We start from the raw sequence: 14,880 nt of genomic DNA on the forward strand, positions 1-14,880 counted from the left end.
AATTAAAAAGCAAATCGGCTTGCTCTATTTAAGTCACCACTTCCTAAGATGAATCCGATTAAAATCCCCTGTTTTTTCTATTTTTTTTAGGTTTTAGTGCCGGTTCGGTGTTTCTTTGAGCGAACGATCAAATTTAAGTGCATTCCCATCAAAAATTTATTCTCAAGATAAAAAACTTTGTGTAATACTTGTAACGCTACATGGAGATTAACTCAATCTAGAGGGTATTAATAATGAATCGTACTAAACTGGTACTGGGCGCGGTAATCCTGGCTTCTACTATGCTGGCAGGTTGTTCTTCTAACGCTAAAATCGATCAACTGTCTTCTGACGTTCAGACTCTGAACGCTAAAGTTGATCAGCTGAGCAACGACGTGAACGCAATGCGTTCTGACGTTCAAGCTGCTAAAGACGACGCAGCACGCGCTAACCAGCGTCTGGACAACCAAGCTCACTCTTACCGTAAGTAAGAGTACTTGTATTAAAATGGCGCACATTGTGCGCCATTTTTTTGCCTGCGATTCCTGCTCCTCGTAAAAGCCCGCTAGTTCATTACCACGCTGTTTTGTCCGCTAATAAGGCCTCCGCTACTGTTTGGCGCTATCCCGCCGCCAGTGGACGCTTTGACGCTCTGTATCGGGGTAATATTAACCGGTTGTGATGGGAAGTTGTGCTGCGCATTCACCGGTACCGGATACCCTGCTCGTCGTGCGATAGCGCTATTTACCTGCGTTGTATCGCTCATTGGGCTGTCGATAAATGCGCCAAACGACGCTGAGATGGCGATAGGTACCGTCTGCGGATTTTCCCAGTCATTACGCGAAAGCGGCTGATGGACCTCCACATAGCGTCGACCATCAGGTTCAATGCTGAATTTCACCGGCTCGTTGATAATTTGCACTCTTGTGCCCCAGGCCACCTGGCTAAACAACGTTTTAATATCCGCCGCCCGCATCCGTATACAGCCTGAACTGACGCGCAGGCCGATACTGTTACGCGCATTGGTGCCATGAATCAGATACTCCCCACCGCCCTGCTCCAGGCGCAGCGCATAGCGCCCCAGCGGATTGTTCGGCCCGGCTGGCACCACTGCGGGCAGCGTAATACCTTGCGCGGCAGAGCGCGCGCGAATATTAGCCGTGGGTGTCCAGGTGGGATTAGGGATTTTCTGGCTGATACGCGTCACCATTACCGGCGTTTCGCGCCCGAGCTGGCCTATTCCCAACGGATAAACCTCAACGCGGTTTTGCCCCGGAGGGTAGTAATAGAGCCGCAGCTCGGCAAGATTAATCACGATCCCCTCGCGCGGGGCATCCGGTAAAATCATTTGTGAAGGAATGATTAATTCGCTGCCCGGTTTTGGCAGGAAAGGGTCGACGGTATGGTTAGCCTCAAGGAGCAGCAGCACGCCGGTATTATATCTGGCGGCCACAGCCTGAAGGTTTTTGCCATCGTCAGGAACCATGTAAGTTTGGTTTTCACCGATTATTCGGCTGCCCGGCGGCGGGAGCAAATAATCGACAGCCCGTGCCGAATGGCTTACGGCCAGGGCGCTAATGAAAAATAATGTTATTTGACAGAACACGCGTTTCATACTGAATTCCTGTATTCACCGGCTGAACGCCGGAATGCTGAAAGCCGAGCGAGGCGCCACACTGGCCTCGCGTTAACAGGATGAAAGCTGTTCTTTGAGTTTAGCTAAGATTGGCAGCTTTGGTGCGGATGGCACGGATCATGGCTTCGAGCCCCTGCGAGCGAGAGGGCGTAAGATGCTGAGCCAGCTCGAGTTCCTCAAACCATGGGCGCACATCAAACGCGACAATATCCTGCGCCGTCATCTGCTGGTAGAGAATAAACACGATAGCAATCAGCCCTTTGACAATCGCCGTATCGCTGTCCCCCTCAAGGGTAATCACGCCGTCCGGCTGTTGATGCATCACGATCCAGACCTGGCTCTGGCAGCCCTGAATAGCGTTTTCCGCCGTATGTTGCGCAGCTGCTAACGCCGGCAGTCGCCCGCCCAGCTCAATGATATAGAGATATTTTTCTTCCCAGTTGCTACAGCGGCTGAAATTTTGCAGTAACTTTTCTTTGGCGGGCAATGTAGCCATGGCTTGCTCCCTGTTAGCCTAGCAGACGATGGATGCGCTGAAGTCCTGCCGCCAGGCGATCCACTTCTTCTTCGGTATTGTAGATAGCAAACGAAGCACGGCACATCGCCGGTACTTTGTAAAACGCCATCAGCGGCATCGCGCAATGGTGTCCGGTTCGCACCGCTACACCGTAGTTATCAAGAAAACTTCCCACGTCATAGGCGTGATGTTTACCGAGATTAAAAGCGATAACGCCGAGCCGCTGCTCCGGGCCATAAATGGTTAGCTCAGGGACCGCTTTCAGCGCCTGCTGCGCATAGCGCATCAGTGAATGCTCATATTCGCTCACCTCGGCAAAATTGAGGCTCTCCACATAGCGTAGCGCCGCCCCCAGGCCGATTATCCCCGCCGTATTCGGCGTGCCCGCTTCAAAGCGCCACGGTGCCGCGGCATAGGTAGTGCCTGCGGTCAGGCTGACGCTGGCAATCATCGACCCGCCCCCTTCCCACGGCGGCATGTTTTGCAGAATTTCTTCACGCGCGTACAGCACGCCGGTCCCCGTCGGGCCATAAATTTTATGGCCGGAGAAAAGGTAGAAATCGCAATCCATCGCCTGCACGTCGATGGCGTGGTGCATAACGGCCTGAGCACCATCCACCAGCACTTTGACCCCAGCCTGACGGGCAGTGGCAATCATCTCCTGCAGCGGGTTTTCCGTGCCAAGCACGTTAGAGACATGGGTAATTGCCAGCAGTTTTGTGCGTTCATCAATCAGCGTCGGAAATACCTCAAGCCGTAATGTGCCATCCTGATTAAGCGGGATAACGCGCAAGGTTGCCCCCGAATGCTCGCACAGCATCTGCCATGGCACGATATTGGCGTGGTGCTCCATCGCAGAAATAATGATGTTATCACCAGCGTGAATATTGGCCCGCCCCCAGCTGTTGGCGACGAGGTTAATTCCTTCCGTGGTTCCACGTACAAAGACAATCTCTTCCGGGCTGCGCGCATTGATAAAGCGTGATACCTGGTTGCGCACGTTCTCCATCTGCTGCGTTGCTTCCGCGCTTAGCGTATGAATACCGCGGTGAACCGCCGCGTAGCCGTGACGGTAAAAATCAAGCTCAGCGTCGATCACCACCTGCGGCTTTTGTGCGCTGGCTGCGCTGTCCAGGTAGACCAGCGGCTGGCCGTTGACCTCACGGCTCAGGATCGGAAAATCAGCACGCACCCGTTGAATAGAAAAACTCATGCTTCGCCTCCTGCAAAGCGCTGGCCAATCCGCGCCAGCACCTGCTGTTTTAACGCCTCATCGCGAATGCCTTCCGTAAGCTCCGCGGCAAAGGCATAAATAATCATCTGCATGGCGGCCTGCTCTTTAATTCCGCGCGAACGCAGGTAGAACATCTGTGCGTCATCAATGCGGCCGATGGTGGCCCCGTGGCTGCATTTCACATCGTCGGCATAAATTTCCAGCTGCGGTTTGGTATCCACCTCCGCCAGACGCCCCAGCAACAGGTTGTTGTTGGTCATCTGCCCGTCGGTTTTAATCGCGTGCTGCGCCACTTTGATCATCCCGTTGAACACGGCCCTCCCTTTGTCGCGCACGATAGTTTTATGTAGCTGACGGCTGTTGCAGTAGCCCTTGTTATGTTCAAGCCAAGTGCGGGTATCGCATACTTCGTTGTTAACCGGCAGCGCCAGGCTGTTCATGCGCAGCTGAGTATTTTCACCGTTAAGCTGCGAGCTGGTATTGTGGCGTAATACCGCCCCGCCCAGCAGGAAGCTGCTGCTCTCAACGGAGGCATCCTTGCTGATAATTAAGTCATTATGGGCAAAGTGGTAGCTGCTGGCGTTTTCAAACGCCAGTTTGTCATGGCGCAGCTGGCTATTTGCCGCTATATCCGCCGTGAAACGCGCGCCGGTAAAATGAGGCTGTTCATCAAAGCTGACGAAATGCTCGATAACCGTCGCCCCCGCGCCTTCACCAAGAGTTAAGTGGTGGCGATAATGGGCGGTATTCATTTCACCCTGCGCGCTACCGCGGCTGATATGCATCAGCAACAGAGCTTTCTCCGGGCGGTGGTTACGTGCGACACGGATATGCGTCACCGTTTCGGCAAGGCTTTCGGTAAGGTGCAAAAATACCTCGCCCTGCACCGCCGCGGGCAGCGAATCACGCTTTTCATCAACGGTGATGTCAAAACCGCTGTTGCTCAAATCGTCGCTTAACTCAGGGCTGAAGCGCCCGTCAACATACACCAGGCGCCACGCCTCCACCGGCAGCGCCAGCTTATCGCGCTGGGTAGCACTTAGCTCAAGCGGCGCTGGCAACACAAACTGGTGATTCACCAGATCGTCGAGCGGCGTATATTTCCAGTTTTCATGTTTGCGCGTCGGTAACCCCAGGCGCAGCATTTGCTGCATATGATCCTGAGCTTCTTTGCTGCGCTTTTTGCCCCGGGTTGCAAACAGGTGCTGCCACTGTTGCAGGGCGTTGGCGCTACTGCTGTTCGGTAAGCCAGCCATAACCCTGCTCCTCCAGTTGTTTCACCAGACTGAAATCACCCGATTTCACAATGCGCCCCTGATACAGCACGTGGACAAAGTCAGGCTTGATATAGTCGAGAATGCGCTGGTAGTGGGTGACGATAATAAACGAGCGGTTACCGTCACGCAGCGAGTTCACCCCTGCGGCAACGATTTTCAGGGCGTCAATATCCAGCCCGGAATCTGACTCATCAAGAATACAAAGTTCAGGCTCCAGCACCGCCATTTGCAGAATATCGTTGCGTTTTTTCTCGCCGCCGGAGAAACCTACGTTGACCGAGCGCGTCAGCAAATCTTCCGGCATTTTCAGCAGCTTGATTTTCTCTTCCATCAAATCCTGAAAATCAAAACGGTCGAGCTGCTCTTTACCACGATACTCGCGCACCGCATTAAGCGCGGTTTGCAGAAAGAACTGGTTGCTGACGCCGGGGATCTCCACCGGATACTGGAAAGCCATAAAAATGCCTTCGCCCGCCCGATCTTCCGCAGACAACGCCAGCAGATCTTTACCGTTAAAATGCACCTGCCCGCCGGTCACTTCATAATCTTCACGTCCGGCAAGCGTGGCGGAAAGCGTGCTTTTCCCGGAGCCGTTCGGCCCCATAATGGCGTGCACTTCGCCTGGTTTCACTTCAAGGCTTAAACCGCGCAGGATCTCTTTGTCCTCCACGCTTACCTGTAGGTCTTTAATGCTGAGCATAATTGTCCCTTAATCCTTATCCGACGCTGTGTTCGAGGCTAATCGCTAATAGTTTTTGTGCTTCCACCGCGAATTCGAGCGGCAGCTCCGAGAACACGTCTTTACAGAATCCGTTGACGATCATCGATATCGCATCGTCCTGGGCTATTCCGCGCTGCAGGCAGTAGAACAGCTGATCTTCACCAATTCGCGATGTTGTAGCTTCGTGCTCAAGCTGGGCGCTGTTGTTACGGCACTCCACGTACGGGAAGGTATGCGCACCGCTATCCGGGCCGATTAGCATGGAATCACACTGCGTGAAGTTACGGGCATTGGTTGCAGTCGGCATGATTTTCACCAGCCCGCGGTAGCTGTTCTGGCTATGACCGGCGGAGATCCCTTTCGAGATAATGGTCGATTTGGTGTTCTTGCCGATGTGGATCATCTTGGTGCCGGTATCCGCTTGCTGATGCCCTGCCGTCAGCGCCACCGAGAAAAATTCGCCGATGGAGTTATCACCGCGCAGAATGACGCTCGGGTACTTCCAGGTGATCGCTGAACCGGTTTCTGACTGCGTCCAGGACATTTTGCTGTTCGCCCCTTCGCACAGCGCGCGCTTGGTAACAAAATTCAGGATCCCGCCGGTGTTGCCATCGCCAGGAAACCAGTTTTGCACCGTGGAGTATTTCACTTCAGCATCTTTATGGATGATCACTTCCACCACCGCCGCGTGAAGCTGGTAGCTGTCGCGCACCGGAGCGGAACACCCTTCGATATAGCTGACGTAGCTCCCTTCGTCCGCCACTAAAATCGTGCGTTCGAACTGGCCGGTTTTTTCGGCGTTAATGCGGAAATAGGTTGAAAGCTCCATCGGGCAGCGCACGCCTTTTGGCACATAAATAAAGGTGCCGTCGGAAGCGACTGCGGCATTAAGCGCGGCAAAGAAGTTGTCGTTACCGGGCACCACGGTGCCGAGATACTTTTGCACCAGCTCGGGGAACTCGTGGATCGCCTCGCCAAACGAGCAGAAAATAATTCCCTGTTCGGAGAGCTTTTCACGATAGGTGGTGGCCACCGATACGGAGTCAAAAATCGCATCCACCGCCACTTCTGAGCCTTCACGTACCGGCACGCCAAGCTGCCTGAATGCTTCTTCCACTTCACCGGTCAGATACGCATTGCTACCGGGCTGTTGAACAGCTCCGGGTTGAGATTCGCAATTATCATCGCAGCTACCGCACGACGGCGCAGAGTAGTAGCTGTAATCCTGATAGTTCAGCTTTTCATAATGCGCCTTCAGCCAGTGCGGCTCTTCCATTTTCAGCCAGGCCTGATAGGCGTTCAGACGAAACGCCAGCATCCACTCAGGCTCATTGCGCCGCGCGGAGATTGCCCGCACCACCTCTTCGTTGATGCCATGCGCCAGCTCGTCGGTTTGCAACTGGGTAAAAAAGCCCTCTTTATAGTGATGATGGCCCGCCCAGGCTTGCACTTCTTCAGACGTTTCAGTGTTACGTGACATAATCCCGCCTACACCCCAAAGCTTTCACCACAGCCGCATTCGTGCTGTGCTTTCGGGTTATTAAATTTGAATATTTCATTGAGTCCTTCGCGCACATAATCGACTTCCGTTCCGTCGATAAACGGCATCGCAGAGAGTGGAACCCACAACTTTGCGCCGTCTGTTTCAAAAAGGAGATCGTCAGGGGCAGGCTCTTGCACGCTATCGAGCACGTAACCGAACCCCGCGCACCCTGTCTGCTTAATGCCCAGGCGCACGCCAAGAAAGCCCGGAAGCTGGCTTGCCAGCTGGCGAATATGTGCCGCAGCGTCAGGGGTGAGCGTCAGTCCCTTCCAGGCAAATTCTCGGGGATCGAAGCTACCGGTTTGCACATCCATAGTTCACCTCTTGTCTGTTTTGCCGCCAAAGGCCGATACCCTATGTTAATGACAATCATTATCAATACAACATTCTGATAACAAGGGTATTCACGGAATGCCGCCTTTTTAAGCATCTTAGTTAAGGATAGACCCTGCTGAAACTCTTGCAGGCGGTGAAGTGAGTTATTTAACCACATGAAATAAATATGGTTTATCAATTGAGTGGAGGTTCGGGCGATAGAAAGTAAAAGATGCATAGAAAATATCTATTTATGCGATTAGCGGGATAAAAAACCTGAAAACAGCGCTTCACGGCGTATTGAGCTTCACCTCTGGCAAGATCACGAATAGCCCCCTTCTCTTGGCATTCCCACTTTAGAGCTTCCACAGGAGAACCCACGTCAATATCATTTGGTTATCTCACTGAATAAAGACAATCTTTAATTAAACAACTATTACGCACTGACTGGTTTTTTCTATGAATCGCATCACAAAAAATTACCGCACAAATTTAATACAGCCCCGTCAGGCTTATCCTATCCTTTTATTTTAAGGGGTCTATTTTATGGCAAACTTACCGTTGGATTTATTAGAGCTTATCGACCGTTCTTTTATGTTGCATGCAGGTTATTTGCTGCCGGTGCCAGCGGGCGTCAATAATCGCTATCAGTGGTTACATACGCAGGCACCTTATAGTTTGCTTGCTCATGATAATAGTGACGACCCAAAGTTTATTTATGCCAACCAGCAGGCGCTGCGCTGTTTTAAATATTCAGAGGAAGAATTTATCGGCTTGCCTTCACGCTTCAGCGCAGCAGAGACCGACCGTCCTGCCAGACAAGTGCTGCTATTAACCGTCAGAGAGAAAGGGATTGCGGGTAACTATACCGGCCCACGCATTGACAAGTTCAACCAGTCTTTCACCATTTACGATGGCATCGTCTGGCAAATTTGTCAGCAGCAGGAGGTTATTGGGCAGGCGGCGCTATTCTGGCCCGACGATCTTGAAAGGCCGGACTGGTTTCAGGCCGACAGGTAAAACGCCACCGGAACCGTTCTGACAACCGCAGGCGATCGTCCACAGGCTTTATCATCAACAGACAGTGACCGATGAGCAGAGCAAAAAGTCACAGCCTGATTAAGGCTGTGACTCTGCGGGCGCAACGCCAGCTAAAGCCCGTCATTAGCGTTAACCTTATCTTCTCCCTCATTTTTTTCCAGCAAGGCAATCCCCTCGTGGGTTAACCACCCTATTGAAAATCCAATCCCCCACTCGACCAGGCCTTTACGGATCTCGCGGTTGATCGCCGCCTCACAGACTTTTCTGGCTTCGCCAGTTTCGGCCGCTAACAGTTCAACCACCCTATCAAAACGCCAGCCCGGCTTAATGCCCTGCCTGTGCATTTGTGCGACGCACCGACACACCGTGATACTTGAAATATCCTTAGTAGCCATCGACAACTCCTTAGTACGTAGCAATAACCGTACATGCCTTCAAATTAACTCTCAGCCTATTAGCGTAAGCCGGAGATAATATAATTGGCCGCCATTAAAACTGACAAATTAAATTTTAAGCATAGGGTGGATGAAAGTATCAGGATAAAAAGAAGTATCGCGAGATATTATTATGCGTAACATAGCTGAAGTTGCAGGGTAAATATACCTGCAACTTCAATCAGGCGGCTATCTGGCGCTCAGGAGGCATTGAGCAATGTCTTATTTGCCTCAAGTGCTTCAACCGCGCATTGCTGATCAAGATGGCCGCCCGGTGCCCCACCGATGCCAATAGCGCCAATGGTCTGGTTCGCTACTTTTACCGGTACGCCACCGCCTAGCAGCAGGAAGCCTGGAATATCACGCAGATTTTGTGCGCCAGCATTTTCTTGCGCGCTTTTCATCACATCACCGGTTACTGATTTAGTGGTTAGCGCGGTGTAGGCTTTCATGCGGCTGGCTTCGAGAGTATGCGGGCCGGCGTTATCCATGCGTTTTACCACCTTCACCACTCCCGCGCGATCGACTACCGTTACGGCAACATTATAGTTTTTGGCACCACAGGCCTGAAGGGCACTTTGGGCAAGTTTGTCAGCAAACTCGAGAGAAAGGTTCTTTTCAGTCAACACATTGCTGGCAAAAACGGGCATTGCCGCAGCACCGCTGAACAGAACAGCTGCTAACAGGATGGATTTTTTCATGGTTACTTCCCTCTACTCGGAGTGATTAATTTACGAGAGTTAAGGTAACCAAACATGCGGGTCGACACTATTCGGGTGACTACCAGGCAAACCAGGTAGTTTTACGTAGCTTCCTTCAGCCCACCGTAGATTTTGATTAGCTTTGCCAGCGAGTTTATTTCCAGCCGGGCAAATAAACTGGCGCGATGCGCCTCTACGGTGCGTGGTGACAATGACAGCTCTCTCGCCATCTCTTTATTCGATTTCCCCTGCATGATCAGCGTCATTACCTGCTGTTCACGAGCGGAGAGCGTTGCCAGTTTCTCCCGTAGATCGGCCTGGCCTGAACGCTGTTGCTGGCTGATTTTCTGCTGCTCAAATGCTGCCCCCACCGTTTCAATCAGCAGGTCGGCATCAATGGGTTTGGTAAGAAATTCAAATGCCCCGTTTTTAAACGCGCGGCGGCAAAGATCGATGCTCCCGTGCCCGGTCATGATGATCGCCGGCAGCGTGCTGCCCATTTGCTCCCAGCTTTCAAGCAGGGTGATGCCAGATTTACCCGGCATGCGAATATCCAACAGCAAACAGCCGTTCAGATGCTGCAACTCAGGCTCAGAGACCAGGAAGCTTTGCACGCTTTCATAGGCTTGTGTTTCCCAACCCATCGTCGCCAGAAGTGCCGTTATTGACAGGCGTATCGCTTCATCGTCATCGATCAGGTAGATACTTTGCTCCATCATGCCTCCTGCTGAGCCCGTGGAAAAGTCAGGGTAAAACATGCCCCACCCGCGGCACTATTTTCCGCCCGAATACTGCCATTTAAGCGCTGTACCAGCGTTTCTGTGAGCGCCATCCCTAACCCCAGCCCGTCCTGACGCGTGGTATAAAAAGGCATAAACACCTGCTGTAATGCCTGTTCGGACAAACCTGGCCCGCCATCCGTGACGCTCAACACCATACTGTTTGCGGTAAGACGCGCATTGACTGCAACCCAGGGTTTAGCTGTTTGTCGCTGGGCCTGAATCGCGTTATTGAGCAGGTTATGGAAGATTTGCTCAATACCCAATGGCGAAGCGATAAGTGAAGGCAACGACTCAGGGATCTGGTTAATGACGTTGATTTTGCCCCGCTCGATTTCATTACCCAACAGCATCACGACCCTCTCCCAAACCTTGCTTAAGCTCACCGCTTGTAAGACCTGCTCATCGCTATGGAGCTTTTCACGAAACTCCAGCAGCAATGCGCTGATACGTTTCGTTTGAATAACTGAAGCATCCAGCAGCGGCTGAGCTTTTTCCGCCTGCTGCTGTTTAATTAAACGCTGCGCCGTTTGCGAATAGCTCAGAATCGCCGTGAGCGGTTGATTCAGTTCGTGCACCATGCCAGCAGCCATTTCACCCATCGCATTGAGGCGCGCCAACTCCGAATAATGAGCGCGTAAATCGGCAATATTGCGCTGCCGTTTCGTCACCTGATACTGATTATAAAAGTAGATAACAACGGCCCAGAAAACCCCCACAAACAGCAGTGCTAACCAGGGTAAACTGCGCCAGTCCGGGTGGTGGGTCACCGCCAGATTGAGCGGCTGAGATGGGCTTGCTATCTGCTTTTCCCAGCGCCACCAGTCATCTTTACCGTCGCCTCCCTGCATCAGCAACGGCACGTCTTTCCAGCTCAGGCTGAAGTGATGAAATTTCTGCGGATGCACAAAGTCAGCCAGCAAGGCTGGCAAATCAATCAGCAACGAACCCTGAGGAGAGTTTATCCAGTACGTTCCCGCTCGCGCAGGATTAATATCCGGGCGCGGCGGCTCATGAGGTTTGGTTTGCCAGCGCAGGATATAAGGGAATTTTTGCTGCACCACGGCCGGATCGCTGCTGTTTGAAAGCAGCGCCAGAATCACATCGTTTTGCGCAAGCTTAACGGTTATATCACGATACAAAATGCGAAACTCGGCGCTCTGCTCCTGATATTGCTGATGCAGCGCATATACCACCGCGCCGCCACAGGACAGCGTGGTGAGAAACAGCCAGATAATGACTTTAAGCATCGCGTTCCTTACACAAGAAGAGTTTGCCCAGGCCGTTGCCGTTAGCCCCTCTCTGGTACAGAGCTGGGAGCAAAAACACCGAAGACCATCAGGGCCATCATTGAAATTATTGCTGATGTTCGAACATCATTCCTCATTGATTAATGTGCTGTTGGCACTTTAGCTGCAATCCTTTAGGGATTTAAGTTATTCATGATATTTATTATGAGAAACACAAACATTCATTTAAAAGTGTGATTTGTCACTCTATGTAATTCAGGGAAGTTTTTTGCGAGTGGCTTTCCAGTATCTGAATCACACGTTTTCGGATGAGTGTTTAAAGCAATAATATATCCATGCGCCTGCAAAAGCAGGTGCCAGGATTGGCGTCCTGCACAATTACTGCGTTATACTCAGCGGCCTACACGAATTATGGTGGGCTGGCTGGGGGCATCGTAAGATGCGCCGTTTAGTCATTGTCGGTACGCCAACCCCGTCCAGTCCACCACCAGCGAACCAGGCGTTTCCTGTGGTGATTTGAAATCCTTAACTGGAAATCAATACAATGACTATAAATCCGCTTTACCCTCATCAGGTAATCATTAATACCAAAAACCTCGACATTATCGAGCTCGCCGAACGCTGTGAATTACTCACCGATATATTAATCGATAGCGAAAACCCAGCCGAATGTGCAGCACTGTGCAATTACGTGTATGCACATCTTGAAGCAATAAAAGAGAGTCTGGATAAACCATTATCTGCTACACGCATTGAGCAATTATCGGTAAACGATCCGTCTGAATTTCCCAAAGCGAAATGGCTTGCCGATAGCGACGATCTTTGTGATTACTGCCAGGCCGTTACACGAGCACTGTTATGCCGTTCGCTGCCTTCAAAGACAAGGCATCAGCTTAATGGTTTATTGATGCGGCTGGTTAATGCACTGGTGAATGATTTAAAAACGCCACGTTTTTTGCCTACCGTAACTGCTGAATGACGCTATCGCTTATCTACATCTGTATCGTAGGTGGGGTAAGCGCAGCGTCACTCGACACAGTTTTGGTCGCCAGGTGCATCCCGGCACTCTCTAACCCATGCACATTCACCCGCTTCACCTTCATTTTTTGCCACGACAAGTGTTTTGCAAAGATGTTCGTACTCGCCATTTCGGATTTGGAGGTCAGCGGTTTCGCCATGCGCAAGGACTTTTTCTGACTACTTTGCATATCAGGTCACTTTCCCCATCATTAGCATTTTCCGTTAAATGAATAAATTGCATATTTCATCAAAAACCGCCATGATTTATCTAGTGCGCTAGATTATAAGGAGCAAGAAATAAATCATGTCCATAAAAAAGAAAGAACATCAGGAAATCGCTACCCAGTTATCTTTTGCACTTTACGGCGCGGCAAACCGGATGAACCGTATGCATAAACCTTTTCTCGACCCGCTGGGGCTGACGTTCCCGCAGTATCTGGTCATGCTGGAGCTGTTCAACGGAACACCACGTTCGGTGGGTGAGCTGGGAAACAAGCTGGGTATGGATACAGGAACAATCACCCCCCTGCTGAAACGGCTAGAAACGTCAGGAAAAGTGTTACGCCAGCGCGATCCTGAAGATGAACGCCGGGTCCTGATTACGCTGACCGACAGCGGAGATGAGTTGCGTGCAGCACTCTGGTCTGTGACTGACAAAATCAGGTCGGCCTGCAGGCTGACTGAAGAGGGACTGGAGCAGCTACGCGATACGCTCAATAACTTTGCCCATCCGGCTGCCGAATAGGCCGCAACGCTTCTGAAGAACAAGGAAATACCTATGAATATCGGCATTATCGGCGCGGGAAATATCGGCGCTACGCTGGCCACAAAACTGTCTGCCGCAGGCCACAATATTAAGCTGGCAAATTCCAGAGGTCCGGAGACGATTGCTGACGTCGCTCGTCAGGCTGGAGCGACAGCAGTGACGCAGGAAGAGGTCGTCCGAAATGTTGATGTGATTATCCTGTCAATCCCCTTTACCGCACATGAAACTCTGGCGGAACTGCTGAGCATACTGCCGTCCACGGTGCCGGTTATCGATACATCTAACTACTACCCGTTCCGGGACAATTCCATTGCTGACGTCGAAAACGGTGAGCCAGAAAGCGTATGGGCCAGTAATAAGGCCGGTCGCCCCCTCATAAAAGCATGGAACGCCGTACTGGCTGCCACTCTGGCGAATAAAGGGCTTCCCTCGGGCACCTCCGGTCGCATCGCTATACCCGTTGCGGGGGACGATGAGCAGGCAAAAAACACGACCATGAAGCTAGTCAGCGAAACAGGATTTGATGCCGTGGATGCCGGCCCGTTGGATCACTCCTGGCGTCAGCAGCCGGGTACCCCAGCCTACTGTACCGAACTCAGTGCCTCTGACCTGAAGGTCGCTCTTATGGCAGCGGACAAAGAGCGAGCGCCGGTAAACAGGGACGCTCTGATGAAGGAGTTCATGTCTGCCAGTAAACCACTGTCTCATGAGCATACGGTAGCTCGTAACCGGGCAGGAACGGCCTGAAAACCAATTTTAATTCTGTCTGGAAAGACATCATTCTGGAGACAAAGATGAATCAAACTACCCCACTCAGCATTGGTATTCTGGGTACCGGTCATATAGGCAAAACCCTGGCACGTAAGCTGTCCGCTGCAGGACACAGTGTAAAAGTGGCCAACTCACGTGGACCGGAAACCATTGAAGCTGACACGCTGGAAACGGGTGCGCTACCGGTGAAGGCTGAAAATGCGGTGAGTGATGTTGATGTGGTAATACTTTCCATGCCACTTGCATCTATCCCCGCTATTTCGCAATTGATCCAGAAGCTTCCTCCCAACGTTATCGTGGCTGACACATCTAACTATTATCCGTTCCGCGATCGGGCTATTGATGAAATAGAGACGGGCCAGGTAGAGAGTGAGTGGGTGGAGACTCAGCTGCATCACCCCGTGATTAAAGTCTGGAACGCCATTGGTTCAGATTCCTTTGCGAGAAAAGGGAAACCTGCCGGCGATCCGCATCGCATAGCAATTCCTGTCGCGGGTGACAATGAAGCCCACAAGAAGATTGTCATGATGCTGGTAAACGACACTGGATTCGATGCTTTCGATGCGGGTCAAATTTCAGACTCCTGGCGTCAGCAGCCTGGCGCTCCTGCGTATTGCACCGATCTCCCATATGATGAAATGGCAGCAGCTCTCTGCTCCGCCGAATTTTCCCGGCTACCGGCACGCCGCAACCTTGCCGTGGCCGCGGTTCAGGAACGTATGGGGGACAGTAAAACAAACCCGGACGCTGATTTCCTCGTTCGCCTTAATCGTGCTCTGTACATGTAAACTTCAGGTGCTATTAATAACGATAAACCGGTGCTATTTAGCCGGTTTATCCTGCAGTTAAGACCATCCCTCCAGACTGATGACAAATCCACGTGTTTCGCAAAACGA

The 14,880-nt window shown here is 51.7% G+C and carries 18 protein-coding genes; 7 read left to right on the forward strand and 11 right to left on the reverse strand.

The annotated features are described in order from the left end of the window. Positions 1-233: 233 nt before the first annotated feature. The gene (locus tag EHN07_RS10525; protein WP_034455915.1) at positions 234-470 is read left to right on the forward strand and encodes a major outer membrane lipoprotein; all 237 of its coding nucleotides are present in this window, start codon (positions 234-236) and stop codon (positions 468-470) included. Positions 471-544: 74 nt separating this feature from the next. Here the strand turns inward: EHN07_RS10525 and ldtE are convergent, their stop codons facing one another. The 7 genes from ldtE to sufA all read right to left on the reverse strand — a co-directional run bounded on the left by ldtE (position 545) and on the right by sufA (position 7,221). Further along, a complete protein-coding gene (ldtE, locus tag EHN07_RS10530) occupies positions 545-1,594 on the reverse strand; it encodes a L,D-transpeptidase LdtE (RefSeq protein WP_124024097.1) in 1,050 nt (349 codons plus the stop codon). Between the two features lie 100 nt (positions 1,595-1,694). Further along, positions 1,695-2,111, reverse strand: coding sequence for a cysteine desulfuration protein SufE (sufE, locus tag EHN07_RS10535; protein ID WP_124024098.1), 417 nt, complete (start codon positions 2,109-2,111; stop codon positions 1,695-1,697). A gap of 13 nt (positions 2,112-2,124) precedes the next feature. Continuing rightward, complete coding sequence (gene sufS, locus EHN07_RS10540; protein WP_124024099.1) at positions 2,125-3,345, reverse strand: cysteine desulfurase SufS; 1,221 nt, start codon at positions 3,343-3,345, stop codon at positions 2,125-2,127. Continuing rightward, a complete protein-coding gene (sufD, locus tag EHN07_RS10545; RefSeq protein ID WP_124024100.1) occupies positions 3,342-4,622 on the reverse strand; it encodes a Fe-S cluster assembly protein SufD in 1,281 nt (426 codons plus the stop codon). Before sufD ends, sufS begins: the two co-directional genes overlap by 4 nt. Then, the gene (gene sufC, locus EHN07_RS10550) at positions 4,597-5,343 is read right to left on the reverse strand and encodes a Fe-S cluster assembly ATPase SufC (RefSeq protein WP_124024101.1); all 747 of its coding nucleotides are present in this window, start codon (positions 5,341-5,343) and stop codon (positions 4,597-4,599) included. Before sufC ends, sufD begins: the two co-directional genes overlap by 26 nt. Before the next feature lie 16 nt (positions 5,344-5,359). Further along, on the reverse strand, positions 5,360-6,844 hold the full coding sequence (sufB, locus tag EHN07_RS10555) for a Fe-S cluster assembly protein SufB (protein WP_124024102.1): 1,485 nt from the start codon (positions 6,842-6,844) through the stop codon (positions 5,360-5,362). 8 nt (positions 6,845-6,852) lie between these two features. Further along, positions 6,853-7,221 (reverse strand): Fe-S cluster assembly scaffold SufA, encoded by a 369-nt coding sequence (gene sufA / locus EHN07_RS10560; protein WP_124024103.1) that lies wholly within the window; start codon positions 7,219-7,221, stop codon positions 6,853-6,855. Between the two features lie 547 nt (positions 7,222-7,768). On the opposite strand from sufA, the gene EHN07_RS10565 reads away from it, so the two are divergent. Further along, positions 7,769-8,242 (forward strand): MEKHLA domain-containing protein, encoded by a 474-nt coding sequence (locus tag EHN07_RS10565; protein WP_124024104.1) that lies wholly within the window; start codon positions 7,769-7,771, stop codon positions 8,240-8,242. A 131-nt stretch (positions 8,243-8,373) separates the two neighbouring features. On the opposite strand, the gene EHN07_RS10570 is transcribed toward EHN07_RS10565, so the two are convergent. From EHN07_RS10570 to EHN07_RS10585, 4 genes are all read right to left on the reverse strand, one after another. Next, positions 8,374-8,658, reverse strand: coding sequence for a hypothetical protein (locus tag EHN07_RS10570; protein WP_124024105.1), 285 nt, complete (start codon positions 8,656-8,658; stop codon positions 8,374-8,376). A gap of 239 nt (positions 8,659-8,897) precedes the next feature. Continuing rightward, positions 8,898-9,398, reverse strand: coding sequence for a GlcG/HbpS family heme-binding protein (locus tag EHN07_RS10575; RefSeq protein ID WP_124024106.1), 501 nt, complete (start codon positions 9,396-9,398; stop codon positions 8,898-8,900). Positions 9,399-9,499: 101 nt separating this feature from the next. Continuing rightward, the gene (locus tag EHN07_RS10580) at positions 9,500-10,114 is read right to left on the reverse strand and encodes a response regulator transcription factor (RefSeq protein ID WP_124024119.1); all 615 of its coding nucleotides are present in this window, start codon (positions 10,112-10,114) and stop codon (positions 9,500-9,502) included. Then, positions 10,114-11,427, reverse strand: coding sequence for a sensor histidine kinase (locus EHN07_RS10585; protein ID WP_124024107.1), 1,314 nt, complete (start codon positions 11,425-11,427; stop codon positions 10,114-10,116). The genes EHN07_RS10580 and EHN07_RS10585 overlap by 1 nt, the downstream gene beginning before the upstream one ends. Here EHN07_RS10585 and EHN07_RS10590 point away from each other — a divergent pair. From EHN07_RS10590 to EHN07_RS10610, 5 genes are all read left to right on the forward strand, one after another. Beyond that, complete coding sequence (locus EHN07_RS10590; RefSeq protein WP_124024108.1) at positions 11,414-11,590, forward strand: helix-turn-helix domain-containing protein; 177 nt, start codon at positions 11,414-11,416, stop codon at positions 11,588-11,590. The two genes, EHN07_RS10585 and EHN07_RS10590, sit on opposite strands and share 14 nt — an antisense overlap. Positions 11,591-11,971: 381 nt before the next feature. Then, a complete protein-coding gene (locus EHN07_RS10595) occupies positions 11,972-12,406 on the forward strand; it encodes a hypothetical protein (protein WP_124024109.1) in 435 nt (144 codons plus the stop codon). Positions 12,407-12,751: 345 nt separating this feature from the next. Next, positions 12,752-13,192 carry a MarR family winged helix-turn-helix transcriptional regulator gene (locus EHN07_RS10600; protein ID WP_124024110.1) on the forward strand — a complete coding sequence of 147 codons (441 nt, stop codon included), beginning with the start codon at positions 12,752-12,754 and terminating at the stop codon, positions 13,190-13,192. A 33-nt stretch (positions 13,193-13,225) separates the two neighbouring features. After that, positions 13,226-13,960 carry an NADPH-dependent F420 reductase gene (locus EHN07_RS10605; protein WP_124024111.1) on the forward strand — a complete coding sequence of 245 codons (735 nt, stop codon included), beginning with the start codon at positions 13,226-13,228 and terminating at the stop codon, positions 13,958-13,960. A 47-nt stretch (positions 13,961-14,007) separates the two neighbouring features. Further along, entirely contained in the window at positions 14,008-14,772 is a 765-nt protein-coding gene (locus tag EHN07_RS10610) for an NADPH-dependent F420 reductase (RefSeq protein ID WP_124024112.1), read from the forward strand. The last annotated feature ends 108 nt before the right edge of the window (positions 14,773-14,880 follow it).

The organism is Buttiauxella warmboldiae (genome assembly GCF_003818135.1).
GTDB classification, from domain to species: Bacteria; Pseudomonadota; Gammaproteobacteria; order Enterobacterales; family Enterobacteriaceae; genus Buttiauxella; species Buttiauxella warmboldiae.